The sequence below is a fragment of the Microcella sp. genome, from assembly GCF_033763155.1.
Classification (GTDB): Bacteria; Actinomycetota; Actinomycetes; order Actinomycetales; family Microbacteriaceae; genus Microcella.
In genome coordinates this window covers 1-3,297 of record NZ_JANRKZ010000049.1, presented here as the reverse complement: position 1 = coordinate 3,297, position 3,297 = coordinate 1, and the positions used below count along the sequence as shown (strand labels likewise).

General features: G+C 64.6%; 2 protein-coding genes. One reads left to right on the top strand and one right to left on the bottom strand.

What is annotated here, in order from left to right; all coding sequences use genetic code 11:
* Positions 1-1,054 (top strand): toprim domain-containing protein (locus SFU54_RS02105; protein WP_319014665.1); only part of this gene is annotated, 1,054 nt, incomplete at its 5' end.
* Between the two features lie 70 nt (positions 1,055-1,124).
* On the opposite strand, the gene SFU54_RS02100 is transcribed toward SFU54_RS02105, so the two are convergent.
* On the bottom strand, positions 1,125-3,297 hold a 2,173-nt coding region (locus tag SFU54_RS02100; RefSeq protein WP_319014664.1), incomplete at its 5' end, for a DNA topoisomerase (ATP-hydrolyzing).

Sequence of the window (3,297 nt, the reverse complement as noted above, 5' to 3'; positions counted from 1 at the left end):
GAACGCGCGTCGCCTGAAAGTCGGCACCGACAAACTCGAGAAAGACGACGTACTCGCTGGCCTCACGGCCGTGCTGACGGTGCGCTTGCCCGAGCCACAGTTCGAAGGCCAGACGAAAGAGATTTTGGGCACGCCCGCCGTTCGCGCGATTGCCGCGAACGTGATCGCGCGCGGTCTCGCTGAGCGTTTTGCCTCGACAAAGCGCGATGACAAGGCACAGACCGCACTTGTGCTCGACAAGGTTGTCGCCGAGATGAAGAGCCGTATCTCGGCCCGAGCGCACAAAGAGACCCAGCGGCGCAAGAACGCGCTCGAGAGCTCGGCCTTGCCGGCCAAGCTCGTCGATTGCCGATCGAACGACGTCGCGAACAGCGAGCTCTTCATCGTCGAGGGCGACAGCGCTCTCGGCACGGCCAAGCTCGCTCGCGACAGCGAGTTTCAGGCGTTGCTGCCTATTCGCGGCAAGATTCTCAACGTTCAGAAAGCGTCGGTGAGCGACATGCTCAGCAACGCCGAGTGCGCCTCGATCATCCAGGTGATTGGCGCGGGCTCGGGCCGCAGCTTTGACCTTGAGCAGGCACGGTACGGCAAGGTCATCATCATGAGCGACGCCGATGTCGACGGCGCGCACATTCGCACGCTCTTGCTGACGCTCTTCTTCCGCTACATGCGGCCCATGATTGATGAGGGCCGCGTGTTTGCGGCTGTTCCGCCCCTACACCGCGTCGTCGTCATGAACCCCGGGTCGAAGCCGAACGAGACGATCTACACCTACAGCGAGAAAGAACTACAGGGAGTGCTCGCCGCACTCAAGAAGTCAGGCAAGCGCTATCAAGACCCGATCCAGCGCTACAAAGGCCTCGGTGAGATGGATGCCGATCAGCTTGCCGACACGACCATGAGCCGGGCACACCGCACCCTGCGACGCGTGCGCGTCAGCGACGCCGAGGCGTCTTCGCGCATGTTCGAGCTGCTCATGGGCAACGATGTCGCCCCGCGCAAAGACTTCATCATCGCCGGGCAAGGACTCGACCGCGATCGGATCGACATTTAGCCCGTCGACCGCGATCGCATGGGCGTCTGGTGAATCTCCCGCGATCTCAGGGCCATCGACGGGGACAGCGCTAGCTGATGGGTGTTCCGACTGACCCGATGGGCGAGTCGAGCAGTGTGCCCGACGCGTCGCGCTTGGCCCCGCCCTGGGGCAACGTGCGTGACGAACCGTCGGCGCCCACGGCAAGCGGTCGAGCGCCCACCCAGGCGAGCTGCAGCACGTCTTCGCCCTTGAGGAAGGCGTGGCACCGAACGCCGCCCGTCGCGCGACCCTTGCCCGGGAACTGCTCGAAGAGCGACAGCTTCGCGCGCCCGGGATCGGCTCCCGCTATGGTCTGCGTCGAGCTCGAGACCGTGAGCACTTCGGCGGTTGCCGGGTCGACGGCTCCGAAGAACAGTGCTCGCGCTCCGGCGCCGAGTTTGATGCCGGCCATTCCCGCGGCCGCCATGCCCTGGGGGCGAACCTGGTCAGCGCCGAAGTGCAAGAGCTGGGCATCCGTCGTCACGAAGACGAGTTCGGCGCTGTCGTCAGCGAGAGCGGCCCCGATGACCTCGTCTCCGGCCTTGAGGGCGATGACGTCGCCGTCGGGGCGCGCGGGCCAGCCTCCCGGCGAGACGCGCTTGACAATGCCTTCGCGCGTGCCGAGCGCGAGCGGTGTCGAGCTGGCGGGGTCAACGATCGCCAGCACACGTTCTTTCGCGTCGGTCAGTCCGAGGTAGTCACGGAGCTTGGCGCCCGCGGCCAATTGCACCGAGTTTGCCGGAACGCTCGGCAAGTCGACGGGCGTGAATCGCACGAAACGACCTCGTGAGGTGATCGCTGCGAGCTCACCGCGCGTCGTCGAGTCGACCGAGCCGAGGAGCGCATCGTGCTTGCTTCGTCGCGAGGGGGCGACGATGGTTGTGCCTTCGGGCAATTCCACGCGAACGGCTCGGCCGGTCGTTGAGACCAGCACGCGGCATGGGGCGTCGGCAATTTCGAGCGAGATCGGAGCAGCGCCGCGGCTGCGCGGTGCCGCGACCGACGCGTTCGCCTCGGTCAGCAGAGTGCGTCGTGGAGTTCCGAATCGATCGGCCGTGGCCTCGAGCTCATCGCCAACAACCGTGCGCACGCGAGCCGGGTCGGCGAGCAGAGACTCCAGTTCGGTGATCTCGGCCAACAGCTGATCGCGTTCGGTCTCGAGCTCGATGCGGCTGAACTTCGTGAGGCGACGCAGTCGGAGCTCGAGGATGTATTCGCTCTGGAGCGTGCTGAGGTCGAAGACCTCCATGAGGCGCGTGCGAGCAGCCTCGGCGTCGTCAGACGTTCGAATGACCTGAATGACCTCATCGATGTCGAGAATCGCGATGAGGAGGCCCTCGACCAAGTGCAGCCGCTCACGGCGCCGATCGAGGCGGTACCGGCTGCGCCGCGTGACCACTCGGATGCGGTGGTCGATGTAGACCTGCAGCAACTCCTTGAGCCCCAGAGTTTGTGGTGTGCCGTCGACGAGCGCGACGGCGTTGATCGAGAAACCGTCTTCGAGGGGAGTGAGGCGATAGAGCTGCTCAAGAACCGCTTCAGGGCTAAACCCTGTCTTGATTCCAATCACGAGCCGAAGGCCATTGCGCCGATCGGTGAGATCGGTAACGTCGCTGATTCCGGCAATCTTCTTCGACTGCACGCCGTCTTTGATCTTCTCGATGACCTTTTCGGGCCCGACCAAATAAGGCAACTCAGTGACAACGATGCCCGTCTTGCGCGCCGTCACCGACTCGATCGACACCTTGGCCCGGGTCTTGAAGCTGCCGCGCCCGGTTGCATACGCCTCGCGAATTCCATCGAGCCCAATGATGGTTCCGCCGGTCGGGAGATCAGGCCCCGGCACATAGGCCATGAGGTCGTCAAGCGTCGCGCTCGGGTTGTCGAGCAGGTGGCGCGCGGCGGCCGCCACCTCGATGAGGTTGTGGGGCGCCATGTTCGTCGCCATGCCCACAGCGATGCCGCTCGCGCCGTTGACCAGGAGATTCGGGAACGCCGCAGGAAGCACCGATGGCTGACTCAACTGGTTGTCGTAGTTCGGCACAAAGTCGACAACGTCTTCATCGAGGTCGTTGACCATGGCCATCGCTTCGGCGCGCAGTCGCGCCTCGGTGTAGCGAGCCGCCGCGGGGCCGTCATCGAGTGAGCCAAAGTTGCCGTGCCCGTCGATGAGAGGCACCCGCAGGGTGAAATCTTGCGAAAGACGCACGAGGGCGTCGTAA